The sequence below is a fragment of the Actinokineospora sp. UTMC 2448 genome, from assembly GCF_024760565.1.
Lineage (GTDB): Bacteria > Actinomycetota > Actinomycetes > Mycobacteriales > Pseudonocardiaceae > Actinokineospora > Actinokineospora fastidiosa.
Genome location: NZ_CP031087.1, coordinates 1,791,778 through 1,818,746, shown reverse-complemented (window position 1 = coordinate 1,818,746; position 26,969 = coordinate 1,791,778). Strand labels below are relative to the sequence as shown.

Annotated in this window: 24 protein-coding genes; 15 read left to right on the top strand and 9 right to left on the bottom strand. The window is 72.9% G+C overall.

The annotated features are described in order from the left end of the window. Positions 1–24: 24 nt before the first annotated feature. From Actkin_RS08675 to hemE, 4 genes are all read right to left on the bottom strand, one after another. Complete coding sequence (locus Actkin_RS08675; RefSeq protein WP_189213195.1) at positions 25–780, bottom strand: VOC family protein; 756 nt, start codon at positions 778–780, stop codon at positions 25–27. A gap of 74 nt (positions 781–854) precedes the next feature. Continuing rightward, positions 855–1,547, bottom strand: coding sequence for a hydrogen peroxide-dependent heme synthase (gene hemQ, locus Actkin_RS08670; RefSeq protein WP_189213196.1), 693 nt, complete (start codon positions 1,545–1,547; stop codon positions 855–857). Between the two features lie 18 nt (positions 1,548–1,565). Beyond that, positions 1,566–2,954 carry a protoporphyrinogen oxidase gene (gene hemG / locus Actkin_RS08665; protein ID WP_258906621.1) on the bottom strand — a complete coding sequence of 463 codons (1,389 nt, stop codon included), beginning with the start codon at positions 2,952–2,954 and terminating at the stop codon, positions 1,566–1,568. Further along, the gene (hemE, locus tag Actkin_RS08660; protein ID WP_258906620.1) at positions 2,951–4,051 is read right to left on the bottom strand and encodes a uroporphyrinogen decarboxylase; all 1,101 of its coding nucleotides are present in this window, start codon (positions 4,049–4,051) and stop codon (positions 2,951–2,953) included. Before hemE ends, hemG begins: the two co-directional genes overlap by 4 nt. Positions 4,052–4,168: 117 nt before the next feature. Between hemE and Actkin_RS08655 the strand changes: the two genes are divergently transcribed. Both Actkin_RS08655 and Actkin_RS08650 read left to right on the top strand, forming a co-directional pair. Continuing rightward, positions 4,169–4,729 (top strand): DUF3000 domain-containing protein, encoded by a 561-nt coding sequence (locus tag Actkin_RS08655; RefSeq protein WP_229787438.1) that lies wholly within the window; start codon positions 4,169–4,171, stop codon positions 4,727–4,729. 31 nt (positions 4,730–4,760) lie between these two features. Continuing rightward, positions 4,761–5,393: a type 1 glutamine amidotransferase family protein gene (locus Actkin_RS08650; RefSeq protein ID WP_258906619.1), complete on the top strand. Its 633-nt coding sequence runs from the start codon at positions 4,761–4,763 to the stop codon at positions 5,391–5,393. 48 nt (positions 5,394–5,441) lie between these two features. Here the strand turns inward: Actkin_RS08650 and Actkin_RS08645 are convergent, their stop codons facing one another. Beyond that, entirely contained in the window at positions 5,442–7,328 is a 1,887-nt protein-coding gene (locus Actkin_RS08645) for a M14 family zinc carboxypeptidase (RefSeq protein WP_396122949.1), read from the bottom strand. A gap of 63 nt (positions 7,329–7,391) precedes the next feature. On the opposite strand from Actkin_RS08645, the gene Actkin_RS32710 reads away from it, so the two are divergent. Then, positions 7,392–7,769 carry a hypothetical protein gene (locus Actkin_RS32710; protein WP_396122948.1) on the top strand — a complete coding sequence of 126 codons (378 nt, stop codon included), beginning with the start codon at positions 7,392–7,394 and terminating at the stop codon, positions 7,767–7,769. Between the two features lie 267 nt (positions 7,770–8,036). On the opposite strand, the gene Actkin_RS08640 is transcribed toward Actkin_RS32710, so the two are convergent. Next, positions 8,037–9,098, bottom strand: a complete 1,062-nt coding sequence (locus tag Actkin_RS08640; protein WP_258906617.1) for a dipeptidase — start codon at positions 9,096–9,098, stop codon at positions 8,037–8,039. A 257-nt stretch (positions 9,099–9,355) separates the two neighbouring features. On the opposite strand from Actkin_RS08640, the gene Actkin_RS08635 reads away from it, so the two are divergent. The 4 genes from Actkin_RS08635 (at position 9,356) to Actkin_RS08620 (ending at position 14,350) form a co-directional block, all read left to right on the top strand. Continuing rightward, entirely contained in the window at positions 9,356–10,072 is a 717-nt protein-coding gene (locus tag Actkin_RS08635) for a response regulator transcription factor (RefSeq protein WP_258906616.1), read from the top strand. A 98-nt stretch (positions 10,073–10,170) separates the two neighbouring features. Then, positions 10,171–11,400, top strand: a complete 1,230-nt coding sequence (locus Actkin_RS08630; RefSeq protein ID WP_258906615.1) for an HRDC domain-containing protein — start codon at positions 10,171–10,173, stop codon at positions 11,398–11,400. Between the two features lie 605 nt (positions 11,401–12,005). After that, entirely contained in the window at positions 12,006–13,385 is a 1,380-nt protein-coding gene (locus tag Actkin_RS08625) for a Gfo/Idh/MocA family protein (RefSeq protein WP_189213201.1), read from the top strand. An 11-nt stretch (positions 13,386–13,396) separates the two neighbouring features. After that, the gene (locus Actkin_RS08620; RefSeq protein WP_189213202.1) at positions 13,397–14,350 is read left to right on the top strand and encodes an NEW3 domain-containing protein; all 954 of its coding nucleotides are present in this window, start codon (positions 13,397–13,399) and stop codon (positions 14,348–14,350) included. 205 nt (positions 14,351–14,555) lie between these two features. Here Actkin_RS08620 and Actkin_RS08615 read toward each other — a convergent pair whose 3' ends face one another. Then, positions 14,556–14,990 (bottom strand): nitroreductase family deazaflavin-dependent oxidoreductase, encoded by a 435-nt coding sequence (locus Actkin_RS08615; protein WP_189213203.1) that lies wholly within the window; start codon positions 14,988–14,990, stop codon positions 14,556–14,558. A gap of 102 nt (positions 14,991–15,092) precedes the next feature. Here Actkin_RS08615 and Actkin_RS08610 point away from each other — a divergent pair, with 102 nt between their 5' ends. The 4 genes from Actkin_RS08610 to Actkin_RS08595 all read left to right on the top strand — a co-directional run bounded on the left by Actkin_RS08610 (position 15,093) and on the right by Actkin_RS08595 (position 20,087). Beyond that, positions 15,093–15,758, top strand: coding sequence for a TetR/AcrR family transcriptional regulator (locus Actkin_RS08610; protein ID WP_258906614.1), 666 nt, complete (start codon positions 15,093–15,095; stop codon positions 15,756–15,758). Positions 15,759–15,856: 98 nt separating this feature from the next. After that, positions 15,857–17,077, top strand: coding sequence for a thiolase family protein (locus Actkin_RS08605; RefSeq protein ID WP_189213205.1), 1,221 nt, complete (start codon positions 15,857–15,859; stop codon positions 17,075–17,077). After that, complete coding sequence (locus Actkin_RS08600; RefSeq protein WP_396122947.1) at positions 17,077–19,182, top strand: 3-hydroxyacyl-CoA dehydrogenase NAD-binding domain-containing protein; 2,106 nt, start codon at positions 17,077–17,079, stop codon at positions 19,180–19,182. The genes Actkin_RS08605 and Actkin_RS08600 overlap by 1 nt, the downstream gene beginning before the upstream one ends. Before the next feature lie 83 nt (positions 19,183–19,265). Beyond that, positions 19,266–20,087 carry a DUF72 domain-containing protein gene (locus Actkin_RS08595; RefSeq protein WP_258906612.1) on the top strand — a complete coding sequence of 274 codons (822 nt, stop codon included), beginning with the start codon at positions 19,266–19,268 and terminating at the stop codon, positions 20,085–20,087. On the opposite strand, the gene Actkin_RS08590 is transcribed toward Actkin_RS08595, so the two are convergent. Together Actkin_RS08590 and Actkin_RS08585 are read right to left on the bottom strand one after the other, a co-directional pair. Then, positions 20,071–21,186, bottom strand: coding sequence for a sensor histidine kinase (locus tag Actkin_RS08590; protein WP_258906611.1), 1,116 nt, complete (start codon positions 21,184–21,186; stop codon positions 20,071–20,073). The two genes, Actkin_RS08595 and Actkin_RS08590, sit on opposite strands and share 17 nt — an antisense overlap. Further along, complete coding sequence (locus tag Actkin_RS08585) at positions 21,187–21,852, bottom strand: response regulator transcription factor (RefSeq protein ID WP_189213208.1); 666 nt, start codon at positions 21,850–21,852, stop codon at positions 21,187–21,189. Positions 21,853–21,908: 56 nt separating this feature from the next. On the opposite strand from Actkin_RS08585, the gene Actkin_RS08580 reads away from it, so the two are divergent. The 4 genes from Actkin_RS08580 to Actkin_RS08565 all read left to right on the top strand — a co-directional run bounded on the left by Actkin_RS08580 (position 21,909) and on the right by Actkin_RS08565 (position 26,968). Continuing rightward, positions 21,909–22,556: a class II aldolase/adducin family protein gene (locus Actkin_RS08580; RefSeq protein ID WP_189213209.1), complete on the top strand. Its 648-nt coding sequence runs from the start codon at positions 21,909–21,911 to the stop codon at positions 22,554–22,556. A 251-nt stretch (positions 22,557–22,807) separates the two neighbouring features. Beyond that, a complete protein-coding gene (locus Actkin_RS08575; protein ID WP_258906609.1) occupies positions 22,808–24,508 on the top strand; it encodes a PEP/pyruvate-binding domain-containing protein in 1,701 nt (566 codons plus the stop codon). A 4-nt stretch (positions 24,509–24,512) separates the two neighbouring features. Then, positions 24,513–25,733: an MFS transporter gene (locus Actkin_RS08570; protein WP_258906608.1), complete on the top strand. Its 1,221-nt coding sequence runs from the start codon at positions 24,513–24,515 to the stop codon at positions 25,731–25,733. Next, a complete protein-coding gene (locus tag Actkin_RS08565; RefSeq protein WP_258906607.1) occupies positions 25,730–26,968 on the top strand; it encodes an ATP-grasp domain-containing protein in 1,239 nt (412 codons plus the stop codon). Before Actkin_RS08570 ends, Actkin_RS08565 begins: the two co-directional genes overlap by 4 nt. Position 26,969 lies beyond the last annotated feature (1 nt).

Below are 26,969 nucleotides of genomic sequence, written 5' to 3'. Positions count from 1 at the left end.
CCCGCATTCCGGGCTCTGGGCGGGTCACTGCTCCGGGACGTTGGCCATCACGTGGAAGCGGGTGCCTTGGTCGTCGGCGAGGGTGAGCATTCGGCCGAACGGGGTGTCCTCGATCGGGGCGAGCACCGAGCCGCCCAGCTTCTGGACCGTGGCTGCGGTGGTGTCGGCGTCCTCGGCCTGGAAGTAGACCACCCAGCCCGGGCCATCGCCGTCGCCGATGCCTCCCACGGGCTGCTCGGCGTTGGGCACGTTGATGGTGAAGTAGGTGTCCATGCCGTCGACCGCGCCGTAGGTGTAGTCGAAGACCTTGGCGTAGAACTCCTTGGCGCGCGCGGAATCGGCGCTCATGTGCTCGTTCCACACCAGCGCGCCCGGTTCGTTCGCCAGGTCGGCTCCGGTGTTGGTGCCCGCCTGCCACAGGCCGAACACGGCGCCGACCGGGTCGGCGGCGATGACCATGCTGCCCTTGTCGTGGACGGCCATCGGCTCGAAGAGGAGCTTGCCGCCCGCGGCCACGACGGCCTCGGCGCTCGCGGCGACGTCCTCGGTGGCCAGGTAAGTGGTCCACACCGCTGGCTGATCGGGCGACTGCCTGGGCCCGATGCCCGCCACGGGGTGGCCGTCCTTGCTCGCGATGCCGTACCCGGCGAACTCCTCGCCGCCGGACTCGAAGGTCCAGCCGAACAGCCCGCCGTAGAACGCGACGGCGCGGTCGACATCGGTGCCCAGGTCGACCCAGCAGGGCGTGCCAGCGGGCCACGCGGTCTTGCGAACGACCATGATCGTGCCTTTCGGGAGAGGGATTGGCGGAACCGGGCCCAAGCTAGACCCGGTCACCGACAATCGCTTCCCGACTAGGGGAGGTTGGCCACCAACTCGGCGGCGGGCAGCCGGGTCCCGGTGTAGAACGGGATCTCCTCGCGCACGTGCAGCCGCGCCTCGGTGCCGCGCAGGTGGCGCATCAGGTCGACGATGCGGTGCAGTTCGTCGGCCTCGAAGGCGAGGATCCACTCATAGTCGCCGAGGGCGAACGACGCCACGGTGTTCGCGCGCACGTCCGGGAAGTCGCGGGCCTCCTTGCCGTGGTCGGCAAGCATCTTGCGGCGGTCGGCCTCGGGCAGCAGGTACCACTCGTACGACCGCACGAACGGGTAGACGCACACGTACTTGCGCGCCTCCTCACCGGCGAGGAACGCCGGGATGTGGCTGCGGTTGAACTCCGCGGGCCGGTGCAGCGCGACCTGGCTCCACACCGGCGTGGACGCCCGGCCGACGGCGGTGCGGCGGAATCCGGTGTAGGCCGCCTGGACCTCCTCGATGGCCTCGGCGTGCCACCAGATCATGTAGTCCGCGTCGGCCCGCAGGCCCGCGACGTCGTAGACGCCGCGCACCTCGACGCCCTTGTCCGCGAGCGCGTCCAGGTAGGACTGCGCCTCGGTGGCTGCCGGTCCCCGGTCGGCGGGCAGCGCGCCGGGCGTGACGCGGAAGACCGACCACATGGTGTACCGGATCGTGTCGTTGAGCTCGGTGTAGTTCAGGCGGGCCATACCGCCATCGTCCCACCCTCAGCGCGCGGCGAGCAGGTGGGCGGCGACACGTCGGGCGGCCGCGTCCCCGGTGGCCGCGCAGGCCGGGAGGCCGACGCCGTGCAGTGTGGCGCCCGCCACCGCCAGCCCCGGCGTCGCGACGACGGCGCGCTCGATCCCGGCGACCAGGTCGGTGTGCCCCACGGCGTACTGCGGCAGCCCGCCGCCCCACCGCTGGACGACGGCGTCGAGCGGGCCTGCGGTCACGCCCGCCAGCTCGGCGAGGTCCGCGCGGACGACGCGGACCAGCTCGTCGTCGGTGAGGCGCAGCGCGCCCGGGTCGCCGAAGCGGCCGACGGACCCGCGCACCAGCACCGGACCGCCGCGCCCCCACTTCGTCGCCGAGTAGGTGAACGCCTTCACCGCGAACGGGGTGCCGTCGGCGCGCCGCTCGCCCGCGCCGACGAGGACGCCGGAGGTGCCGGGCAGCTCGGTGCCCTCGGGGAAGGCGAGCGCCACGACCGCCATGGAGGCCAGTTGCACGCGCGCGTACGCGGCCGACGCCTCCGGAACGACGCCCGCCAGCAGCTTGCGTGCCGACGGCGCCGGGACCGCGAGCACGACGGCGTCAGCGTGCAGGTCCGGGAGGGCGTGTCCGGGCGCTGCCGCGCCGAGCGCGAGCCGCCAGCCCGCGCCGGAGCGCTCCAGCTCTCGGACGACCGTCCCGGTGCGGACGTCGGCGGCGGCCGCCAGCCCCCGGACCAGACCGCTGAGACCGGTCTCCAGGGTGGCGAACACGGGCTCGCCGGTCGCCGGGCGCACGACCCTGGCCGCGGCCTCGGTCAGCGAGGTCGCGCCCGCGTCGAGCGCGGCGGCGATGGGGGCCATGGTGGCGCGCAGGCCGAGCCCGTCGACGCTGCCCGCGTAGACGCCGCCGAGCAGCGGGTCGACCAGGCGGTCGGTCAGCTCGTCGCCGTAGCGCTCGCGCAGCAGCGGGCCGAGTGGCGCGTCGCCGTCCAGCCGGAGCGGCCGCAGGCCCGCCTCGGCCTCGACGCGGCGCAGCCCGTCGGCGGAGAGCACGTCGGCGACGGCGGCCGGGTCGGCGGGCAGGCCGAGCATGGTGCCGCTGGGGATGGGCCGGGTGGTCGCGCCCGCGCGGACCGTCGAGCGGGCGCCGGTCGGGTGCACGACACCGCCGAGCCCCAGCTCGGCGACCAGGTCGGCGACCTCGGGCCTGCGGTTCAGCCAGGCCTCGGCGCCGACGTCGAAGCGCGTGCCCGCGATGTCGACGGTGCGCAGCTTGCCGCCGACGCGGTCGGACTGTTCCAGGACGACGATCCGCGCGCCCGGCCCGAGCAGCGCGCGCAGCCGGTGCGCCGCCGCGAGCCCGGCGATCCCGCCGCCGACGACCGCGACGTCCGCGGTCATCGCACCGGCAGCCTGTGCACCAGCTCGACCAGGCGGGTCAGGACGTCGGGGTCGGTCTGCGGCAGCACGCCGTGCCCGAGGTTGAAGACGTGGCCGTCGGCCGAGCGGCCCTCGGCGACGATCCGCTCGGCGTGCGCGCGCACTGCCTCGTCGCCTGCGAACAGCACGGCGGGGTCGAGGTTGCCCTGCACGACCGGTCCAGCGGCGAACTCCCCCGGCGCGGCGGCGACGCGGCGCACGGCCTCGTCCAGCGGAGTGCGCCAGTCGACGCCGACCACGTCCGCGCCGGCCTCGCGCATCGCGCCGAGCAGCGCGCCGGTGCCGACGCCGAAGTGGATGCGCGGGACGCCCGCGTCGGCCAGCCCGGACAGCACGCGCGCGGAGTGCGGCAGAACGTACTGGCGGTAGTCGCGTTCGGACAGCGCGCCCGCCCACGAGTCGAACAGCTGCACGGCGTCCACGCCCGCGGCGAGCTGCGCGCGCAGGAACGTCAGGGTGATGTCGGCGAGCCGGTCCAGCAGCGCGTGCCAGGTCTCCGGGTCGGAGTACATCAGCGCCTTGGTGTGCTCGTGGTTGCGGCTGGGCCCGCCCTCGACCAGGTAGGACGCGAGGGTGAACGGCGCGCCAGCGAACCCGATCAGCGGGGTGTCGCCGAGCGCGGCGGTGAGCAGCCGGACGGCCTCGGCGACCGGCGCGACGGCGGCCGGGTCCAGGGTCGGCAGCGCGGCGACGGCGTCCGGGGTGCGGACCGGCTCGGCCACGACCGGCCCGGTGCCCGCGACGATGTCCAGGTCGACGCCCGCGGCCACCAGCGGCACGACGATGTCGCTGAACAGGATGGCCGCGTCGACGCCGTGGCGGCGCACCGGCTGCAGCGTCACCTCGCGGACCAGCTCGGGGTCGAAGCAGGCGGCGAGCATGGGCACGCCCTCGCGCACGGCCCGGTACTCCGGCAGCGAGCGGCCCGCCTGCCGCATGAACCACACCGGCACGCGTTCCGGGGTCCCGCCTCGGGCGGCCACCAGGAACGGGGCGTCGGGAAGGTGCCTGCGGGCGGCCGTCGGCAGGCCCGCCTGGATGTCCGCTGTGTCAGTCATGGCACGTCCAATCGTGCCACGCGCCCCCCGGACGGTGGCTACTCGCACCGTGGGTTGCGGTATTGGTCGGCGCGCCATCCCCGCTCACCGTCTCGGGTGGTCTTACAGTTACCAGTCGTGACCGAGACGCCAGCGCCTGAGATCTTCGTCCGGGCCGTCGCGGCGCTGCGGTCGCTGCGCCCGCGTCGGGAGCTGCAGCTCGCCGAGGTCCGCGCTCCGCAGCGGCTGGCCCCGTTCGCGTACGCGCTCACCGCCGAGGCCGACGGCCCCGGCGACGTGCACGCCACCGGCAGGCTGATCCTGCTGCACGACCCGGAGGGCCAGCAGGCCTGGGACGGCGTGCTGCGCCTGGTCGCCTACGTGCGCGCCGAGCTGGACGCGGAGCTGGCCGACGACCCGCTGCTGCCCAGCGTCGGCTGGTCGTGGCTCACCGACGCGCTGACCGCCGCGGGCGCGGAGCACACCGCGCTGGGCGGCACCGTCACCGACACGTCCTCGGCCCGCTTCGGCGACATCGCCGGGCCCGCCCGCACCGACGACCTGGAGCTGCGCGCGTCGTGGACGCCGGTGTCGGAGGACCTGGTGGCCCACGGCGAGGCGTTCTGCGACCTGATGGCGAGCGTGGTCGGCCTGCCGCCGGTCGGGGTGGCGCTGTTCAGCCAGCGGCAGGGCGACTGAGGATGTCGGTGGGCACGGCTAGCGTGGGGGCATGACGAACGCGCACCTGTACGTCCTGGACACCATGGCCGACTGGGAGGTCGGCCACCTGATCGCGGAGCTGAACACCGGCCGCTTCTTCGCCGAGCCCGGCACCGCGCTCCCCGTGCGCACCGTCGGCGCCACCCGCGCCCCCATCCGCACGATGGGCGGTCTGACCATCGTCCCCGACCTGGCCATCGATGAGCTCGCCCCGCAGGAGAGCGCGCTGCTCATCCTGCCCGGCTCGGAGATCTGGGACGCCCAAGAGCACGCCCCCGCCGCGGCCAAGGCGGCGGAGTTCCTGGCCGCGGGCGTGCCGGTGGCCGCGATCTGCGGCGCCACCGTCGCCCTGGCGGCCGCTGGCCTGCTCGACACCCGCATCCACACCAGCAACGACCCGAACGCGCTGGCCGCGCTGGCCCCGAACTACCTCGGCGCGCACCTCTACCGCAACGAGCCCGCCGTCGTCGACGGCGACCTGATCACCGCGAGCGGCGTGGCCCCGCTGGAGTTCGCCCGCGCCGTGCTCTCGCGCCTCGGCGTGTTGAGCCAGCCCGCCCTGGACGCCTGGTACGGGCTGTTCTCCACGCACGAGCCGCACCACTTCCACGCGCTGATGGCCGCGGTGCCGCAGCCGGCGTGAGAACGGGGTCCGCGGCGGCTCGGGGATGGCCGCCGCGGACCGCTCCGGCTAGCGCTTGGCCCGCCGGGCGCACACGTCGCCGACATCGGCGGTCTGCCCGCGGTCGACGAACACCTCGGTGACGCTGACCAGCCTGCCCCTGGGATCGGAGCAGGTCAGCGTGTACGCCTCCTTCGGACCGTAGAGCGGCGGCAGGGGCGAGGCGAAGTCGACCCGGAGCCCGGACCAGTCGTCCGGCCCGGACGGGCGGGCCTGCTCGTAGTGGACCACCACGGCCCGGTACTCCCCCGCGGGCGGGTCGAACATGACAGCGGCCTCGGAGTCGGTGCCCGCGGTCTCCGACGCGGCCACGATCGCGCCCGAGGCGTCGAGGACGTAGAGGTCCCAGTCGCTCGCGGGCGGCCCCCACCGGACCGACACGGTCATCTTGCCGTTGTCCACGGGCGGACCGTCCACTCGGAACGGGATCACCTCGGCCGTCTGATCCGCCGGGTAGTCGGTGTTCACCGCCGGGACGCCCGGCGGGTTCGCCAGCTCGATGGGCTGCTGCGCGGGCCCGCGCGGCTCGCGGCCGTGCCGCCCGGCGACGAACGGCCGGGTCGAGGGGTTGACCGCCCAGGTGAACCGCCCGCCGGGCGCGGCGAGGGTCGAGGTCAGCGTGTCGGTCACGGAGAGGGGCGACCCGCCGGACCCGTCCGGCAGCACCACGGGCGAGGTCGGGGTCTGGAACGTCTTGCGCAGCTGCAGGCTGTGCCCGCGCGGCGCGGAGCCCACGAGGGTGGAGTGCGCGGCCGGGTCGGCGGTGTTGGCCAGCATGTCGAGGAACGCCGCCCGGTTGCCGCCGCGTCCGGCACCCGCGGCGGGCGCCAGGCCCGCGTACTCGGCCACGACCCCGGTCTCGAACGGCGGGTGGAACTCGTCCGGCCCGATCTCGATGGTGAAGCCCCAGCCGCCGGTGGCGAAGTAGGACCAGTCCTCTGTGGTCCCGGTGGCGTCGTAGAGCCGCCAGGACGGCTGGCTGACATAGCCGTTGCGCGCGGCCAGCCGGTCGCCCAGCGCCTTGTACTCCGGTTCGTCGAGCGGCGGCCGGACCGCCGCGACGCCGGGCACGCGCAGCACGAGGTTCGAGTAGGTGTGCAGGGTGAGCAGGTTGGTCACCTGCCGGGTCGACACCAGCGACCGGATGTTGCGGGTCTCCGGCTCGGAGAACGGCGCCGAGCCGCGGAAGACGTCGCTGGACCAGGTCGGCGACGCCCCGGCGCCGCCCCAGAAGCCCGGGTAGTTGCGGTTGGGGTCGGTGCCGCGCAGCCGCCCGGCCGGGTTGGCCGCGCAGGCGCCGGTCCGCAGGTTCTCCGGCGAGTCGGCGACGGCGCAGTTCTTGCGCTTCATCTCGTAGTCGAAGCGGGTGAGGTCCCCGCGCGGCTCGGCCTCCCGGGAGACGCTGAAGCCGTCCGGGTTGACGATCGGGACGACGATCGTGCGGGTCCGCGCCACCAGCGACCGGATCGCGGCGTCCCCTCGGTACCCGGCGACCAGTTCGTGGGCCCACTCCATCGCGTGCTCGCCCGCGGGCCATTCCCGGGCGTGGTGCACGCCCATCACGAGGCTCACGGGCTTGCCGTCGGCGATGGCGTCGACGTCGGCGGCGATCTCGGCCCCGATGACGTCGCGCCCCTCCCAGGTCCGCTCGGGCAGCGTGAACGCGCGCACGAGGCCGGGGTTGCGGCGGGCGAGGTCCTTGATCTCGTACTCGTAGTCGTAGAGGTGGCGGTAGGCGGTGCGGCCCGACGGCAGCGGCGAGCGGTCGACGCGGGCGGCGTAGTCCCGGTCGGCCCGGGCGTTGGCGACCGAGCGCGCGGAGACGTCGGGGCGCACGACGGTGGTGTCGAGCCCGGCGGCCGCGAGCGCCCTGCGATCCTCGTCGGTGGCGAGCACGACCTCGACCCGGTGGCGTCGGCCTTCTCGGTCAGGTCGAGGTCCAGGGCCAGCAGCCGGTCCTTGTGCGCGCGGGTCGGCGTGTGGACCCGCACGATCTCGGCCCGCTGCCCCTCGCCGTCGACGGGCACGGCGAGGAAGTCGACGCCGAGGCGGACGGACCCGGCCGTCCCCGCGTACCGGCAGGCCTGCACGACCAGCTCCTGGCCGTCGGCGACGAAGCCCTCGGCCAGCTCGACCGACCGCAGCGCCGCCGACGCGGCCACCAGTTCGCCGGTGGCCCTGTCGAAGACCGCCACGTCCCAGTCGCCGACGCCGGGACCGTCCGGGGCCAGCCTGACCTGGACGAGCCCACCCGCGCCCGCGGTCACCGCGCGGTGGGCCGTGCCCCGGGCGCCATCGGGCAGGGGCTCGGCGGCGCACTCCCTGGCTATCGCCTGATCCGCCCGCAGGACGCCGTCGTCCGCGGTCGCGGGAGGGGATGCGAGGCCTGCGAGCACGGCCCCGGAGAGAGCGAGCGCCGCGGTCATGCGGAGCGCGCGAGCGGTTCGGTTCACGCCCGGTGTGTCCTTCCGACGATCCTTCGGCGCGGCCGACGCGGCCGGTGCCGATCACCCGGGAAGGACTTACCGGTTGCCAGTTGCCGGGTCGGGGAGGCGCACCGGCACTTTTTACCTGTTGCCAGATTTCGGCGTTGCCCGTTGCCGCTTACGACCGTGCGGCGGCAGCGTCTTCGGCCGCGCGGAGCACACGTAGGACGTTACGGCCAGCAACCTTCGCGCAGTCGGACGCACTCCATCCGCGCTCCAGCAGAGCGGCGAACAGCCTCGGGTAGGCCGACACGTCGGGCAGCCCGTCGGGCATGCCCACGCACCCGTCGTAGTCGCCGCCGATGCCGACGTGATCGATGCCGGCGACCTCGCGGGCGTGCTCGATGTGGGCGACGACGTCGGCCAGCGTGGCCCGCGGCGGCGTCCCGCCCGCCCTCGGGTCCCAGTCGGCCACGGCCTGCGAGACGAAGGCCGGGACGAAGGTGATCATGATAACCCCGCCGTTGCCGGGAAGGCGTTCCAGCACGTCATCGGGCACGTTGCGGACGTGGTCGGTGATCGCCCTGCAGGATGAGTGGCTGAAGACGACCGGCGCGGCGGCAGCGTCGAGCGCCGCGTGCATCGTGGTGGCGGCGACGTGCGAGAGGTCGACCAGCATGCCCAGGCGGTTCAGTTCGGCGACGACCCGCACGCCGAATCCGGACAGCCCGCCGACCACGGGTTCGTCGGTGGCCGAGTCCGCCCAGGGCGTGTTGTCGTTGTGAGTGAGGGTCAGATAGCGGACGCCGAGCCGGTGCAGCGCGCGCAGGACGCCGAGCGACCCGGCGATGCAGTGGCCGCCCTCGGCGCCCAGCAGGGAGGCGATTCTGCCCTGGTCGAAGGCCTGTTCCACGGAATCAGCCGTTCGGGCGAGCGCCAGGTGCTCCGAATGCCTGCCGACGATCTCGTGCACCAGGTCGATCTGCTCGAGCACGGCGGTGACGGCTTCGTGTCCGGTGAGCGAACTCGGGACGTACACCGACCAGAACTGGGCGCCCACCCGGCCCCGCCGCAGGCGCGGCAGGTCGGTGTGCAGGTCGGGGTGTTCGGCGGTGAGGTCGACGGCGTCGAGGTCGGATCCGAATCGGTCACGGAGCGTCCACGCCAGGTCGTTGTGGCCGTCGACCAGGGGGACGCTTGCCAGTAGCCGGAGCGCGCGATCGAGCGGGCTGTCCGCCACTACCCGTGACTCCGTTTCATCGCGTAGCTAGGCCCTTCCGTTACGTCACCACGTGGTGACTCACCCGAACGTGTTACTAAAACTGCCGACTGTCACAACCCGATCGGATACATACCCGATTGATCGTCCCGCTAACCCGCTTGGGCGGCTAGGCTGCCCCTGTCGACACCACTTTCGGTCCAACGGCGGCGCGGCTGTTCGGTCGAAAGTCCCAGTGCCGGTCGGGGGGCAACGACCGACTCCAGGGAGGTAGTGACGTGGCTGCCGTCGGCTTAGGTCAGGCCGTTCGAACCACGCCAGCCGGCTCCTTGCCGGCGAACATGGTCCCGCACCCGCGGGAAGAGCTGTTTTCCGTGCTGGTGGTCGATGACCACCCGCTCTTGAGGGAGGCGATAGCAGCCCGACTCACCCAGATGGGTGCGGGCACAGTGCACGAGGCCGCCACGGTGGCCGAGGCGAGAGCGCGAGCGCAGGCCACTGGTCCCTGCGACCTGGCGATTCTCGACCTGGGTCTGCCGGACGGCAGTGGGATTGAGCTGGTCACGGAGCTCCGCAGCCACGGTTGGCCGCGGATCGTCGTGCTGGCCTCGTCCGACGACCCCTACGCCGTCCGATCGGCCTTCCAGGCGGGCGCTCAGGCCTACCTGCTGAAGTCCGCTTCGCCGGTGGTGGTGACCGACGGGGTCCGTCGCGTGCTCGAAGGCGGCGTCTACGCCGACCCGAGCGTCGCGCCGGTCCTGGCGACGGGAACCCGGGTGCCGGGCACCGACAACACCCCGCGCGAGCTGTCGGCGCGCGAGGTCGAGGTGCTCCAGCTGGTCGCGGACGGGCAGTCCAACAAGGAGATCGGCGAAGCGCTGAACCTGTCGGCTCTGACGGTGGAGTCGCATCTGTCGCGGATCGGCCGCAAGTTGGGCACCGGCGACCGCGCCCAGATGGTCGCGCTGGCCATGCGGGCCGGGGTGATCCGCTAGACATCAGCAGTCGTGTGGCTGGGCTGGGCATGGCCCAGCCACACGACTGCTGCTGATCCGCACGCCTGGTCGGCGTGCGTGCCGTAGGGTCTTGCGCCGTGACCACACCCGGCCAAGGACCCGATGTCTCCCCGGTGCTGCTCACCGAGCCCGCGGACGGAACGCCGGACGTGGTCACGGACGACGCCGCACTGCTGGACGCCGCCGCCGCGCTCGCCGCGGGCGCAGGCCCCATCGCCATCGACACCGAGAGAGCGTCCGGCTACCGCTACTCCCAACGGGCGTACCTGGTGCAGGTCCGCCGCGAGGGCGCGGGCACGTTCCTCATCGACCCGGTCGCGCTCGACGACCGCATCGACCCGCTGATCTCGGCGCTGGCCGACGAGGAGTGGGTGCTGCACGCCGCGTCCCAGGACCTGCCGTGCCTGGCCGGGCTCGACCTGCGGCCGTCGCGGCTGTTCGACACCGAGCTCGCGGGCCGCCTCGCGGGCTTCGAGCGCGTCGCCCTGGGCACGCTGGTGGAGCGGCTGCTCGGCTACCAGCTGGAGAAGGGCCACGGCGCCGCCGACTGGTCCCGCCGCCCGCTGCCCCTCGACTGGCTGAACTACGCGGCGCTGGACGTCGAACTGCTCGTGCCGTTGCGCGACGCGCTGGAGAAGGAGTTGCGCGCGCAGGGGAAGCTGGACTGGGCGCTGGAGGAGTTCGAGGCCCTGCGCACCGCTCCCCCGGCCCCGCCCCGCAAGGAGCCGTGGCGGCGCACGTCGGGCATCCACGGCGTGCGGACCGCGCGTGGCCTGGCGGCCGTGCGGGCGCTGTGGGAGACGCGGGACTCGGTGGCGCGGCAGCGGGACCTGGCTCCCGGCCGGGTGCTCCCGGACAGCGCGATCGTCGCCGCCGCCGTGGCGGGCCCCGAGGACGAGGCGGCCCTGCTGAAGCTGCCCGTGTTCCGGGGACGCGCCCAGCGGCGCATGTCCGGCACGTGGATGCGCGCCCTGCGCACCGCCGCCCGGCTGCCCAAGAGCGAACTGCCCGACCCGTCGCCCCCGAACGACGGCCCCCCGCCGCCGAACCGCTGGGCCGACAAGGACCCCGACGCCGCCGCCCGCCTCTCCGCGGCCCGCACGGCCCTGACGGCGCTCGCCGAGGCGAACCGGCTGCCGGTGGAGAACCTGCTGCAGCCGGACCTGGTGCGCCGCACCTGCTGGCAGCCCCCGGAGCCCGCCGACGCCGACACCGTCGCCGCCACCCTCCGCGCGGGCGGCGCGCGCGAGTGGCAGATCGCGCTCGCGGGCCCGGACCTGACGAAGGCCCTGCAGGCCCGCGCCTGACGCCCCAAACCCCTGGCCGCGCCTGACGCCCCAAACCGGGCCGCGCCGGACGCCCCAAACCCCTGGCCGCGCCTGACGCCCCAAACCGGGCCGCGCCGGACGCCCCAAACCCCGGGCCGGGCCGGACGCCCCAAACCGGGCCGCGCCGGACGCCCCAAACCCCGGGCCGGGTCGGGCACTGCCCGACCCGGCCTCCGGCGTTCAGATGATGCGACCATCCGGATGATCAGAACATCTGGATGATGAGGTCATTCGGATGATGTAGCCATCTGAATGGTCGCGCCATCCGGATGGTCTGATCATCTGTCATCCGGATGGCCTGATCATTTGAGTGACCGCCTCGCCGAGATGGTCGGATCATCTGGGCGATCGCCAGCCCCCAGATGGTCACATCATCTGGATGGTCAGGTCATCTCGATGATCAGATCATCTGATGCGCGCGGCATCTGAGCGCTCTCGCCACTCAGATGATCTGATCATCTCAACGATCTATGGTCTGACCGAAGATGATTGAAGTGCGTTCGCAGCAAGCATGTCTTGACATGGAATGAGCGTCAAGACACAGTTTCGGGCATCCCCTGCGACCCACCTGGGAGTGGTGCTCGATGACCGACCTGCTCAACGTCTCCCGGCGCTCGCTGTTCGGCGGCGCCCTGGCCGCGGGTGCGCTCGCCGCCCTGCCAGCGTCGGCCTCGGCCGACGACGCGACTGCCGATCCCCGCAGGCGCCGCGATCAGCGCACCATGATCGGCGTCCCGTTCGAGGAGCACCGCACGGTGCGCGTCGGGCTGGTCGGGCTGGGCAACCGGGGTATGGGCATGCTCGACGGCTGGGCGGCCGTGCCCGGGTGCGTGGTCACCGCCGTCCACGACGTCCGCGCCGACCGGGCGAACCGGGCCGCGGACCGGCTGGTCTCGCTGGGCAAACCGCGGCCCGCGGTCCACGCGACCGACCGGTCGCTGTTCGCCGCCGACGACGTCGACTTCGTCTACATCGCCACGCCGTGGGAGTTCCACTACGCGCAGGGCAAGGGCGCGCTGCTGGGCGGCAAGCACGTCGGCGTCGAGCTGCCCATCGCGACCGAGCTGGCCGAGCTGTGGGACCTGGTCGACACCAGCGAGCTGACCCGCAAACACCTGTTCCTGATGGAGAACTGCAGCTACGGCCGCAACGAGCTGGCCATGCTGAAGATGGCGCACGAGGGCGTCTTCGGCGAGATCACCAACGGCCACGGCGGCTACCTGCACGACCTGCGCGCGCTGCTGTTCTCCGACACGTACTACACCGACGCCTGGCGCAGGAAGTGGCACACGCGCAGCATCGCCAGCTTCTACCCGATGCACGGCCTCGCCCCGATCGCGGCGTGCATGGACGTCAACCGCGGCGACCGGTTCACCTACCTGCGCGCGACCGCCACCGCCCCGCGCGGCCTGGCCGACTACCGCGCGCGGCACGTGCCCCAGGGGCATCCGTCGTGGAACGAGACCTACATCAACGGCGACCTGGTCACCTGCCTGATCGACACCGAGCGCGGGCGGGTGATCCGGGCCGAGCACGACGTCAGCTCGCCCCGGCCGTACAGCCGGATCAACAGCCTGGCGGGCAGTCGCGGGATCGTGGAGGACTACCCGGCCCGCGTCTACCTGGAGCCCGACCACGGCGGGCACGCCTGGCAGGACTTCCGCCCGTACCGCGACCGCTTCGACCACTGGCTGTGGAAAGAGGTCGGCGACGAGAACAACGGCGGGCACGGCGGCATGGACTACGTGCTGCAGTGGCGCGTCGTGCAGCAGATGCGCGCGGGTCTGGTCCCCGACATCGACGTCTACGACTCGGCCGTCTGGTGCTCGCCGGTGCCGCTGAGCGTGCGGTCGCTGGAGCGCGACGGCAAGCCGGTGCGGGTGCCGGACTTCACCCGAGGGCAGTGGATGACGCCCCGCGTGGGCCTCGACTCCCGTCCGTCGGCCATGCCCGCGACCGTCTGAGGAGGACAGCGATGCGCTCCAGACTCCTGCTCCTGCTCGCGGTCCTCGGTCTGCTCGCCGCACCGGTCCCGGCGTCGGCGTCGGCCGCCGTCGCGGTGACGATCGGCGCCGTCGACCTCGACGGGCCCGCTGTGTCCACTGTGGAGGTGACGGTGACCAACGGCGGCTCGGCGCGGCTGTCGCGGCTGTCGGTCTCGTTCGCCGGGCCGATCGGCTGGACGTCGTACCCGGCGTCGCGGTCGGTGAAGGAGGCGCTCGCCCCCGGCGCGTCGGCCACGGTGGAGTTCCTGATCCACGTCCCGGAGAAGCCCGCGTCGTTCACTGTCCGCAAGTTCACCGCGACCGCGTCCTATCGGGGCGGCGACGGGGCGGGGACCGCCACCGGAACCCGCCTTGAGCGGTCCGGCGCCCCGCTGGCCGGGTTGGCGGCCGCGTACAACAACGTGGGCGTCACCGCGGAGTCCAACCCCACGCCCGGGAACTTCGACGGCGAGGGCAACTCGTTCTCCTCGGCCCGGCTCGCCGAGAAGGGCCTGACCCCGGGCGCCGCGGTCACGGCGCTGGGCGCGACGCTGCGCTGGCCGTCCGTGCCGGTCGGGACCCCGGACAACGCCGCGGGCGGCGGCCGCACGATCGAGTTCACCGGGCAGGGCTCCCGCCTGGTGTTCCTCGGCTCTGGCTCCAGCTTCGCCGCGACCGGCACGGTGACGGTCTGGTACTCCGACGGCACCGCCGCGTCGGCCACCCTCGGCTTCCCGAACTGGTCCTTCCAGGACGCAGGCGCCCACGGCGCGACCCTGGTGGCGGCGACGGCCGGCCGCAACCGCCCAACCGGCTACGGCGACGCGGCCTACGAGTACCGCGTCTTCGCCAACTCGATCCCCCTGGACCCGGCGAAGACCGTCGAACTGGTGACCCTGCCCGGCAACGGCGCGGTCCACGTGTTCGACCTCGCCACCGCGTAAACCCCACGCGCCGGATCACCCCCCGACCCACGGGTGATCCGGCGCGTCCCACACCGCAGCAGTCACTCCGGGGACAAGCCCCGGGCGATCACACCGCACGCACTGTCCTCAACACACTCGAGACGCCCGCCCACACATCCACGACGCCATCGCCGTCCAAGCGCGCGGTCAGCGACGACAGCGGGCACCCCCACAACGCGCAGGCTCAGCTCAGGCGGAACACCGGGTGGTCCGGGGCGACGCGCAGCAGTTCGGCGGTCGGGGAGTCGGCGTCGACCTTGTCGAAGAAGACGCCCACTTCCCAGGCCCAGCGCTTGAGGTAGGCGCGGAGGACGTCGACCTTGGCCGGGTCGGGCAGTTCGGTCGCGGTGAACGGCTCGGCCTTCTTCCCGAGCCGCAGCTCACCCTCGCCTGCGACCCGGAGGTTCCGCACCCACTCGGTGTGGCCGCGCGGGGCCACCAGGTAGCGCTCGCCGTCCATGACCAGCAGGTTGACCGGGGTCGACCGGAGTTGCCCGCTCTTGCGCCCGCGCACGACCAGCACCCGCGACCCCGCCACGTTCACCCCGCGCCGCACCAGGAAAGCCACGATCGGGTTGAACACGCGCTGGGTGAACGAGCCGGGCTTCTGGTACCGCATGGCGTCTCCTCGACATTTCCGAGAGCACTGCTCTCCCTGTGCGTCCCAGTAAAACCGAGAGCACTGCTCTCGTCAAGAGCACTGCTCTCGTAGACTCCCCCCATGGCTGAGCACCGCACGACGCGGCACCAGGCGAGGATCGCCGCGATCCGGCAGATCAAGGACGAGGCCCGCAGGCAGTTGCGCGAGGACGGGGTCCACAACCTCTCCCTGCGCGGCGTGGCCCGGTCCATGGGGTTCGTCTCGTCGGCCATCTACCGCTACTTCCCCAGCCGCGACGAGCTGCTGACCGCGCTGATCATCGACGCGTACGACGCGCTGGGCGAGGCCGCCGAGCAGGCGGACGACCCGGGGGCGCCGCGCACGCAGCGCTGGGCGCGGGTCTGCCGGGCCGTCCGCGCGTGGGCGCTGGCCAACCCGGCTGAGTACATGCTGATCTACGGCTCCCCCATCCCCGGCTACCAGGCCCCGCGCGACACGGTCGGCCCCGCGACGCGGGTGGCGAAGGTGCTCACCACCATCGCCGAGGACGCGCCCGACTCGCCGCTGAGCCCCATCCTCGCCAAGCAGATGACGGACACCGCGGCGGCCCTGGACAGCCCGATCGCGCCGGGAGCGATGGCGCGGGTGGTCCGAGCATGGACGCAGGTGTCCGGGATGGTCAGCTTCGAGCTGTTCGGCCAGTTCAGGGGCGCGATCGAGCCCGCGGACGAGTTCTTCGACGCCGCCGTTGCCGACCTGGCCGAGCGGGTCGGCCTCGACGGCTGACGCGCACCACCCGACCGTGGCACGCCCGCCCGCTGCTACTCGTCGGTAACATCGGCTAGCATCGTTACCGGTCGGTAGTCCAACTCGAAGGAGCACCCGTGGCCGCACCCGCCGCACCCGAGCGGGCCGTTCGGAACGTGGTCTTCGTCGACGGTGTCCGCACACCGTTCGGCAAGGCAGGACCGAAGGGCATCTACGCGGAGACCCGCGCTGACGACCTCGTCGTGAAGGTCATCCGCGAACTGCTGCGCCGCTATCCCGAGCTCCCGCCGGAGCGCGTCGACGAGGTCGCCATCGCGGCGACCACGCAGATCGGCGACCAGGGCCTGACCATCGGCCGCACCGCGGCGCTGCTGTCCGGGCTGCCCAAGTCCGTGCCCGGCTTCGCCATCGACCGCATGTGCGCGGGCGCGATGACCGCGGTGACCACCACCGCCAGCGGCATCGCCTTCGGCGCCTACGACATCGTGATCGCAGGCGGCGTCGAGCACATGGGCCGCCACCCGATGGGCGAGGGCGTCGACCCGAACCCGCGCATCGTGGCCGACAAGCTGGTCGACCCGACCGCGCTGGTCATGGGCCAGACCGCGGAGAACGTGCACGACCGCTACCCGCACCTGACCAAGCAGCGCTGCGACGAGTACGCCGCCCGCAGCCAGGAGCGCTACGCCGAGGCGGTCAAGACGGGCAAGATCGGCCCCGAGCTGGTCCCCGTCGCCACCCGCTCCGCCGAGCTGGGCTGGGGCCTGGCCACCGAGGACGAGCCGCCGCGCCCCGGCACCACCGTGGAGACGCTGGCCGCGCTCAAGACCCCGTTCCGCCCGCACGGGCGCGTCACCGCGGGCAACGCCGCAGGCCTCAACGACGGCGCGACCGGCTGCATCCTCGCCGACGAGGCGACCGCCCGCGAGCTGGGCCTGCCGGTCGGCATGCGGCTGGTCGGCTACGCCTTCGCGGGCGTCGAGCCCGAGGTGATGGGCGTCGGGCCGGTCCCGGCCACGGAGAAGGTGCTCGCCCGCACCGGTCTGTCCATCTCGGACATCGGCCTGTTCGAGATCAACGAGGCGTTCGCCGTGCAGGTGCTGGCGTTCCTCGACCACTTCGGCATCGCCGACGACGACCCGAGGGTCAACCAGTGGGGCGGCGCGATCGCCTGCGGGCACCCGCTGGCGTCCTCCGGCGTGCGGCTGATGACGCAGCTGTCGCGCCAGTTCGCCGAGCGCCCCGACGTGCGCTACGGCCTGACCACCATGTGCATCGGCATCGGCATGGGCGGAACGGTCATCTGGGAGAACCCGCACTGGAACGGGGAGAAGTGATGTTCACCAAGGACGAGGCCGCCGCGGCCTTCCCCGACGAGGTCGTCACCCGCGCGGTCACCCGGCTCGTGCGGGTCCCGGGCGTGGCGAAGCCGGTCGCGCTGATCACGCTGGACAACGGCCACGACCACACCCGCCCGTCGACCTTCGGGCCGCAGAGCCTGGTGAGCCTCAACGAGGCGCTCGACGTCGCGTTCGCCGCCGAGCCCTCGGCGATCGCGGTCACCGGCAAGCCGTTCATCTTCGCCGTGGGCGCCGACCTGTCCGGGGTGGAGCAGGTCGCCCAGCGCGAGCTCGCGCACAGGATCGCCGAGGCCGGGCACACGGTGTTCAAGCGGTTCACCGACTCGCCGGTGCCGACCTTCGCCTTCGTCAACGGCGCGGTGATGGGCGGCGGCGTCGAGCTGGCGCTGTCCTGCCACTACCGCACGCTCAGCGACAACACGGCCGCGATCGCGCTGCCCGAGGTGTTCCTCGGCCTGTTCCCGGGCTGGGGCGGCACGCAGCTGCTGCCGAACCTCATCGGCCCGGACGCCGCGGTGACCGTGATCTTCGAGAACGCGCTGTCGCAGAACCGGATGCTCAAGCCGAAGCAGGCGTTCGACCTCGGCATGGTCGACGCGCTGTTGGGCTCGGCGGACTTCATCGAGGAGTCGCTGCGCTGGGCAGCCGACGTGCTGGCGGGCGCCGTCACGGTGGAGCGCAGGGAGATCGACCGCGGCGCGGGCTGGGACGCTGCCGTCGCCCGGGCGAGGCAGATCGTCCAGGACAAGACCAAGGGCGCATCGCCCGGCGCCCTGCGGGCGCTGGAGCTGCTGGAGCTGGCGCGGGAGAACGACCTCGACCGCGGTTACGCCGCCGAGACCGAGGCGCTCGCCGACGTGCTCATGACCGACGAGCTGCGCGCGGGGCTCTACTCGTTCAACCTGGTGCAGAAGCGCGCCAAGCGGCCCGCGGGCGCGCCGGACAAGGGCCTGGCCCGGCCGGTGACCAAGGTCGGCATCGTCGGCGCGGGCCTGATGGCCTCGCAGATGGCGCTGCTGTTCGCCCGTCAGCTCAAGGTGCCGGTGGTGCTCACCGACATCGACCAGGCGCGGGTCGACAAGGGCGTGTCCTACGTGCACGCCGAGATCGACAAGCTCGCCGCCAAGGGGCGGCTGTCGGCCGACGGCGCGAACCGGCTCAAGGCCCTGGTCAGCGGCTCGCTGGACAAGGCGGCCTTCGCCGACGCGGACTTCGTCATCGAGGCCGTGTTCGAGGAGATGAAGGTCAAGCAGCAGGTGTTCGCCGAGGTCGAGGCGCACGTCAGCGAGACCTGCGTGCTGGCGACGAACACCTCGTCGCTGTCGATCACCGAGATGGCGTCCGGCCTGAAGCACCCCGAGCGGGTCGTCGGCTTCCACTTCTTCAACCCGGTCGCGGTCATGCCGCTGCTGGAGATCGTCCGCGCCGAGCGCACCGACGACGCCACCCTGGCGACGGCGTTCTCGGTGGGCAAGTCGCTGAAGAAGTCCTGCGTGCTGGTCAAGGACGCCCCGGCGTTCGTGGTCAACCGCCTGCTGACCCGCTTCATGGGTGAGATCATCCGCGCGGTGGACGAGGGCACGCCGTTCGAGGTCGCCGACAAGGCCACCGAGGACCTCGGCCTGCCGATGAGCCCGCTGGTGCTGCTGCAGCTCGTCGGCCCCGCCGTCGCCCTGCACGTCGCCGAGACGATGCACCGCGCCTTCCCCGACCGCTTCCCGGTGAGCGACAACATGAAGCGGTTCGTGGAGGCGGGCAAGACCGCGGTGTGGACGTGGGACGCGGCGGGCAACCAGACCGTCGACCCCGAGGTGGCCGCGCTCTGGCAGTTCGGCGACACCCCGCTGTCCTCCGACGAGGTGCGCCAGCGCGCGCTGGAGGGCGTCGCCGAGGAGATCCGCATCATGCTCGACGAGGGCGTGGTCGCCGAGGCCCAGGACATCGACCTGTGCATGATCCTCGGCGCCGGCTGGCCGTTCTGGATGGGCGGCGCGACGCCGTTCCTCGACCGCGAGGGCATCGCGGAGAAGGTCAACGGCAAGCCGTTCCTGGCCCCGGGCGTCGCCTCCGTCCCGGCCTGACCCGCTCCGCTGCCCCCGGTTCGCCTGAGCCGGGGGCAGCGGCGTATTCGGCCCGGCTCCCCCAGCGGTGTCATCATGGGCCGGTGGCAGGCACCGTCCGGATCGGGACGTCGGGGTGGGTGTACCCGCCCTGGCGCGGTGTGTTCTACCCGAAGGGCGTGACGCAGAAGCGGGAGCTGGCCTACCTGGCAGGCCTGCTGGACTCCGTCGAGATCAACGGCTCCTTCTACTCCCTGCAGCGCCCCAGCAGCTACGAGTCCTGGCGGGACCAGACGCCCGACGACTTCGTGTTCGCGGTCAAGGGGTCGCGCTTCATCACCCACATGAAGCGGCTCCGGGACGCCGAGGCGGCCATGGCAAACTTCTTCGCCTCCGGCCTGCTCGCGCTCGGCCCCAAGCTCGGCCCGCTCCTCTGGCAGCTGCCCGCCACCTTCCCGTACGAGCGCGACGTCATCGAGGACTTCCTCAAGGCGCTCCCCCGCAGCACGGCCGAGGCCGCCCGCCTGGCCGCCAAGCACGACCACCGCGTCGACGGGCGCGCCCACACCACCACCGACGAGGACCGGCCGCTGCGGCACGCCGTCGAGCCCCGCAACCCCGGCTTCACCTCCCCGGAGTTCACCGACCTGATGCGCGCGTACGGGACGGCCATCGTGGTCGCCGACGCCGCCGGGGACTGGCCCAACATCGAGGAGATCACCACCGACTTCGTCTACATCAGACTGCACGGCGACGAGGAGCTCTACACCAGCGGGTACACCGACGCCGCCCTCGACCGCTGGGCCGCCAAGATCCGCCGCTGGCTGCGGCACGGCGACGTCTACGCCTACTTCGACAACGACGCCAAGGTCCGCGCCCCCGTCGACGCGCAGGCCCTCAAGGCCCGCCTCACCCCGCCCGCATGACGGGGAGGCGGACGGTCACCACCAGTCCACCACCCGGCACCGCCTCCGCGGTGACCCGCCCGCCGTGGGCGCGCACGACCGCCCGCACGATCGACAGCCCCAGGCCCGTGCCCGTCTGCGCGGTCCGGTCGACCCCGCCCCGGCGGAACGGCTCGAACAGCTCCCCCACCCGCTCGGGGGCGACCACCGCGCCGGACGAGGCGACCCGCAGCACGCTCCACTGTGGATCGTGGCTGGTCCTGACCTCGATCCAGCCGCCGTCGTGGTTGTGCCGCACGGCGTTCTCCAGCAGGTTCCCCGCCACCCGCTCCAGCAGCGGCGCGTCGCCGATGACCGGGGCGGGGGCGGTGTGGAAGGTCGCGCTGACCGCCCGCGCGTCGGCCTCGGCGCGGATGGCGCGCCACGCGCTGGCGACCACGGCAGCCAGGTCGACCGGACCGGTGGCCCCGACGCCCAGGCCGTCCGTGCGGGCCAGCACCAGCAGCGCCTCCACCAGCCTGCCCGCCTTCAGCGTCGCGGTCCTGGCCACGTCGCCCATCCGCCGCAGCTCGTGGACGGAGGCGTCCGGGTCGGCCAGGGTCACGTCCAGCTCGGTGCGGATCACCGCGAGCGGCGTGCGCAGCTCGTGGCTGGCGTTGGCGACGAACTGGCGCTGCGCGGCGAAGGCCGCCTGCAACCGGTCGAGCATCGCGTCGAAGGTGGCGGCCAGCTCGGCGACCTCGTCGCGGGGGCCGCGGTGGTTGATGCGCTGGCCGAGCGACTCCACCGACAGCCGGTGCGCGGTCGCCGTCACCTCGCGCAGCGGGCGCAGCACCCGGCCGGTGACGACCCACGACAGCAGCGCCGTCGCCGTCACCACGCACACGAACGCCACGGACCCGGCCAGCAGCAGCCGGTCGCGGGCGTCGTCGGCCAGCGCGTCGGCCAGCTTGTCTGCCGTCACCGGGACGCCGCCGACCAGCACCGTCTCCCCCGGCGGCAGCGACGGCACCGAGGCGACCACGCCACCGGCGAGCACCCAGCCCAGCCACAGCAGCAGCGCGCTGACCACCGCGACCAGCAGCGTGGCCAGCAGCGTGATCCGCGTCCGCAGCCCCACCTACTTCGCCGCGCGCACGCGGTACCCGGACCCGACGACGGTGTCGATCAGGCCCGGATCGCCCAGCTTCTTGCGCAGGGTCATCACCGTGACGCGCACGGTGGTGGTGAACGGGTCGGCGTTCTCGTCCCACACCCGTTCCAGCAGTTCCTCGCTGCTCACCACGGACCCGCGCGCGGAGAGCAGGACCTCCAGCACGCCGAACTCCTTGCGGGTCAGCTCCACCGGCTGCCCCGCCCTGGTCACCGTGCGGCGGGCCGGGTCGAGCTCCAGGTCGCCCGCGACCAGCACCGGCGGGGTCACCGGGGTGGCGCGGCGGGCCAGGGCGCGCACGCGCGCGACCAGCTCGGGGAAGGCGAACGGCTTGGCCAGGTAGTCGTCGGCGCCCAGGGACAGGCCCTCGACCCGGTCGGCGACGGCGTCGCTGGCGGTCAGCATGAGGACCCGGGTGAGCGCGCCGGAGGCGACGATCTCCCGGCACAGCTCGTCGCCGTGCATGCCGGGCAGGTCGCGGTCGAGGACGACGACGTCGTAGCGGGTGATGCTCGCCTTCTCGTGGCCCTCGTTCCCGTCGAGCGCGACGTCCACGGCCATGCCCTCGCGCCGCAGGCCGCGGGCGATGGCCTCGGCCAGGGGCTCCTCGTCCTCCACGATCAGAATTCGCACCCCACAAAGGTGCCACACCTGCCGCGGGACCGTCCGGTTTGGGCATGATCGGGGACATGAAGCTGCGTGCGGCGCGCGACGAGGTGGCCCGGCAGTCCCGGCGGCTGGCCGCCGAGGGCATGGTGCTGGGGACGGCGGGCAACGTCAGCGCCCGCGACGGCGACCTCGTCGCGATCACCCCGACCGGGATCCGGCTGGCCGAGGCGCGGGCCGAGCAGATCACCGTCGTCGACCTCGACGGGACGGTGGTCGACGGCGCCCTGGCCCCGACCTCGGAGCTGGACCTGCACCTGGGCGTCTACCGGCGGTACCGGGCGGGCGCGGTCGTGCACACGCACGCCCCCATGGCCACCGCGCTCTCCCTGGTCCTCGACGAGCTGCCGTGCGTGCACTACCAGCTGATGGAGCTGGGCGGCACAGTCCGCGTCGCGCCCTACCGCACCTTCGGCACCCCGGAACTCGCCGACGCGGTGCTCGACGCGCTGGACGGCAGGACGGCGGCGCTCATGGCCAACCACGGCGCCCTGACCCACGGCGCGGACCTGGCGACGGCGACCGAACGCGCGCTGCTGCTGGAGTGGGGCTGCACGCTCTACTGGCGCGCGGCGGCCATCGGCGCGCCCCGCACCCTCAGCCGGGCCGAGCGCGCCGAGTACGACGAGCAGGTGACCCGGCTCGCGTACGGCCGCACGCGCGAACTCTGATGTCCGCATCGTGACCGTCGTCCCGTTTCCGACAATACGGGCACGGCTATACAGTTGATTTCGGCAATTCCAATCCCCGAAACCCGCCGTTCACCCGGTGGTAAGGTCAACTTGACCGAGGGGAAAGGTGTCGTGCCGTGTCGACCCAGCACGCTGAATTATCATTACCATCCGTAGTTGATCAGCTACTTGACGTCTCCACGTTCGATCGGTTGTCCGGCATGTTGTCGGGCATCCCGTATGTGAAGCTCGTGATCGACAAAGTCACGAACAGCATTCATTTCCTCGACGAGGCGGCCCATCTGCTGCACGTCCAGTACATCGCCAAGCACATTCTCGATCTTCCCCCCGGCGAGATCGAACGGATCTTGGACGCGTTCAACCACAGCGTCATGCGCGCGCCGGATCGCCGCTTCTACCTGGCCACCCTTGGCCGGTACGAGCGCGGCGGCTCCCCCTTCTACGCGCTGGAGACGACCGAGGTCGACACGATGTCGGCCGACATGGCGCGCGACCTGTACGAGCGGGTACGGCGCAGCATCGTCGGCCCGCCGGTGTTCTTCAAGCCCGCGAACCACCTGCAGGAGCGATTCGTCGCGCTAATTCCGCCGGACGAGCTGCCCCGGGTGCACGCCACTGAATTGTATGCGTCCTCACCTTTTGTCCCGCTTCGCCCCGGACGCGCACACGGCCGTTTGCGCGCATTCGGGAGCGAGGCGGAATACCGCGCTGCGGAACCGCTGCGCTGGTTCGACATCGTCGTCATGGACCGCGTTCCCGAGGACATCCCGAGGGTGTCCGGAATTCTCAACTCCGCGCACACCACGCCGCTGTCGCACACGAACATCCTCGCCCGCGGCTGGGACATCCCCAACGCCGTCCAGCTCGGCGTCCTCGACACCATCGCGCGCGACGGGCTCGACGGCGCCTGGGTCGTCTACGAGGTCGATCCCGCCCAGCCGTCGGTCCGGCTGAGCCGAGGCGAGCCGCTGCCCGTCGACGCGGGCCCGCCACGTCGGGCGGTGGTGGTGCCGGTGGCCGACACCGCGCACGACGAGATCGCCCCGCTCGACCGGATCGGCATCGCCGACGCCGTCCGCTACGGCACCAAGGCCGCGCACCTCGGCGAGGTCGCGCGCGTGCTGCGGGACGGTTCCGACCGGCTGCTCGGCTACTACGAGCGGCCTCGCCCCCCGCGCCCGAACCTGCTGGCCCACCTCGCCCGGCTCCTCGACGAGCCGCGGCCGGACGCGCTCGCCGACGCCGCGAACCGCCTGCTGCGCGAGACGCTGTCCGTCCCGCCGGGCATCGCGCTGCCGTTCGGGACCGCGGACACCGACGATCTGGGCGCCCGCGTCGCCGCGGCGCTCGCCCGCCACGTCGGCCCCGGCCCGTACGCGGTGCGCAGCTCGTCCGACGCCGAGGACCTGCCCGGCTTCTCCGCGGCGGGCATCTACGAGTCGCTGACCGGCGTCGCCGCCGAGGACGTGCCCGCCGCCATCGCCAGGGTGCGGGCGTCGCTGCGCTCCCCGCGCGCGACCCGGCTGCGCCGCGAGGCGGGCATCGCCGACGCGCACATGGCCGTGATCGTGCAGCGGCAGGTGCACGGCGACCTCGGCGGCGTCATGGTGACCGCCAACCCGGTCCAACCAGCCGACATCCGCGGCGTGTTCCTCAACATCTCCCCGCGCTCGGTCGAGGACGTCGTCTCCGGCGCGGCCCTGCCGATCGAGCACGTCTACAACACGATGGAGGGCGGCGGGCGGACACTGTCCCTCGGCGCTTTCCAGTCCGATGTGGACGACGCGGTGAAGCCGCTGCTGGCCCGGCTCGCGCTCGCGGGCAGGCTGCTGCAGGCGCACTTCGCCGACGGCGACCAGCCGGTGGACGTGGAGTGGGTGGCCGCCGACGGGCGCGTGCACCTGGTCCAGATCAGACCGTTCGGGGGCTGAGCGCATGCGGTCCACCCGCCTGCGCGGCGACGCCGTCGCGCGCGTGATCCGGGTCAACGCCGGGTTCAACTTCTGCTTCGGACTGCTCTGGTGGCTGCCGGTCTTCTACGCCTACCAGCGCGACGCCGGTCTCGCCGACAGCGAGATCTTCGGCATCCAGAGCATCTACTACGTGGCGTTCTGCCTGCTGGAGATCCCCACCGGCATGCTGGCCGACCGCTTCGACTACCGCCGGTTCCTCGGCGCGGGCGCGGCCGTGCTGCTCGTGGCGAACCTGGTGCCCGTCGCGTGGCCGACCTACGCGGGGTTCCTGGCGCACTTCCTGCTCATCGCGCTGGCCCGGTCGCTGGTCTCCGGCGCGTGCAGCGCCTACCTGTACGAGTACCTGGACCGCAGCGGCGCCAGGGAGCGCTACCGCGACGCCGAGGGCAAGGCGCGGTCGGCGAGCCTGGTCGGCCGGGTCGTGTGCTGGCCGTTCGTCGGGCTGCTCATGCAGGTCGAGCACACCCTGCCGTACTGGCTGAGCGCGGCCAGCGCGGCGGGCGCGTGCTGGCTCGCCCTGCGGCTGCCCGCGCTGCCCGACCCGGTCGACGGGGCGCTCGGCGGGCCGAGGGCCGCGCGGCCGGTGTGGTCGGCGCTGCCGCAGGCCTTCGCCGCGCTGCGCCGCGGCCGCGTCCTGCTGCTGATCATGGTGCAGGGTGTGGCGGTCTTCACGCTGGTGCGGGTGTTCCAGGTCAACCTGGCCCAGCCGATCCTCGCCGAGAAGGCGGTGCCGCTCGGTGTCTACGGCGCGATCTTCGCCGGGATGACACTGCTGGAGTCGCTGGGCGCGGCGCGCACGGGATGGCTGCGCGGGCGGCTGTCCGACCGGACCGCGGTGTTCCTGCTGACCGTCGCCATGGCCGCGTGCCTCGCGCTGGCCGTGCCTGCCGAAATGGTCGGGACCGTCGCCATCCTGGGCGTGTTCTCGCTGGTCTCCGGGCTGTCCTACCCGATCCAGCGCACGCTGGTGAACGACGCGATCACCGACTCCCGGCACCGGGCGACGATGCTGTCCGCGGAATCGATCATCGACCGGGCGGTGTGCGCCCTGGTCGTCCTCGCGCTCGGCGGCTACCTCGACGCCGGGGCGCTGGGCGCGTTCCTGGTGCACACCGCGATCGCCACCGCGGTGCTGATGGCGGTCGTCGCCGTCGCGCTGCGGCACGTCAGGGGGACCCGATGAGCACCCCGATGATCGCCATCGCCGACCCGTACTCCTCCGCGCACCGGATCGCCCCGGCGTTCCGCGCCCGGGGCGTGCGGGCGATCGCGCTGCGCACCGCGTTCACCCTGCCGGACACCGCGCGGTCCACTTGGGACCCCGGGCAGTTCGACCACATCATCGACGCCACCGCGCCGCTGGAGCGGGTGCGCGAGCGGCTGGCCGCGCTGCACCCCATCCGCATCCTGCCGGGCAGCGAGACCGGCGTGCGCATCGCCGACGAGCTGACCAGCGCGCTGCTGCCGGAGACCGGCAACGTCGCCGCGCTGGCCGCCGCCCGCCACGACAAGTGGCAGACCGGGCTGGCCGTCATCGACGCGGGCCTGCCCGCGCTGGCGCAGCTCGCCACGTCCGACGCCGACGAGCTCGCCCGCTGGCGCACGGCCAACGGCCTCGACGGCGAGCCGATCGTCCTCAAACCCGTGCACAGCGCGGGCGCGGACAGCGTCCACCTGGTCGCCCCGCACGCCGACCCGCGGCCGACGTTCGCCAGCATCCTCGGCGGGCGCAACCGGATGGGCCGCCGCGACGACGTCGTCCTCGCCCAGGAGTTCGCCCGCGGCGTCGAGTACGCCGTGGACACCTACTCCGCCGACGGCGCGCACGCGGTGGTCATGGTCAGCGTCTACACCAAGCACGCCGTGGGCGACCGGCTCGGCATCTACGAGTCCGTGCGGTGCCTGCCCCACGACGCGCCGGAGACCGCCGAGCTGGCCGACTACGTGCGCGCCGTCCTCGACGTCGTCGGGCTGCGCAACGGCAGCGCGCACGTCGAGGTCATGCGCACCGCGCGGGGACCGCGCCTGATCGAGGTCAACGCCCGCACCGCGGGCAACCCGCTGCCGGAGATGACCAGGCTGGCCACCGGCGCCGACCAGATCGACCACTGCGTCCGCCACGTCGTGGACGGCGCGGCCGGGCCCCGCGACTACCGCATGGACCGGCACGTGACCGCGGCGTTCCTCTCCAGCCCCCGCACGGGCGTGGTGGCCGACGCCGGGCCGCTGGAGGCGCTGGCCGACCTGCGCACGTGCGTGGGCATGCACCTCACGGCACGCTCCGGCGAGCGCGTCGACCGCACGGTCGACGTGTTCACCAGCATCGGCCGCGTGCTGCTCGCGGGCGACGACCCGGACGCGCTCGCCGCCGACTACGCGCGGGTGCGCGCTGCCGAGCGGCGACTCATGGTCGTCTAAT